The organism is Butyricicoccus sp. AM78-15b2TA (assembly GCF_027665985.1).
GTDB lineage: Bacteria > Bacillota > Clostridia > Oscillospirales > Butyricicoccaceae > Agathobaculum > Agathobaculum butyriciproducens.
Map to the genome: position 1 here is coordinate 1 of NZ_JAQEHY010000066.1, position 524 is coordinate 524.

Genomic DNA, 524 nt, shown 5'->3' on the forward strand with positions numbered 1-524 from the left:
ACCATCTGCTCGAAGGTCAGCTCGCCGCCGAGCTGCGGCATATCGTCATTCGTCCAGCCGATCGGCGCAATGCCGAGTTTTACGTTATTGAACATGATTTGCTACCTCCCTCAGCATTTTTCCCAAGTGCCCGACTTAACGGACTTGAGCACTGCGTTGATAATGCCGTCAACCTTAGCGCCCATCTCGAAGTTGCAGATGTACTCGCCGCCGTGCATTGCCTGCATGAGTGCGTGAGCCTGCAGCGTCTTCATATCGTCGAATGCGATCGCGATGCCGCCTGCCGGCTGGAAGTACTTGAAGCCCTCGTGCTGCGGGTTGAGCAGTACGGTGCGGAAGCCGCAGTCACGGCCGTTGTCCTTGTCAGCGTCAGCCTTGAAGTAAACCTGAACCTCGCACATGCGCTCCAGATCGTATACTACCGAGCCCTCGGTGCCCTGAATCTCGTAATAGAAGTAGTTCTTGCGGCCGGTTGCAACACGAGAGGACGAGAAGTCACCAATTGCACCGTTTTCATACTTAAC

At 55.3% G+C, this 524-nt stretch carries 1 protein-coding gene and 1 pseudogene; both read right to left on the reverse strand.

Features of this window, described 5'->3' with window-relative positions; all coding sequences use genetic code 11:
- Nucleotides 1-95: pseudogene (locus tag PGS25_RS15640) on the reverse strand (myo-inosose-2 dehydratase); the annotation flags it as partial.
- A gap of 15 nt (nucleotides 96-110) precedes the next feature.
- On the reverse strand, nucleotides 111-524 hold a 414-nt coding region (locus tag PGS25_RS15645; RefSeq protein ID WP_270419435.1), incomplete at its 5' end, for a Gfo/Idh/MocA family oxidoreductase.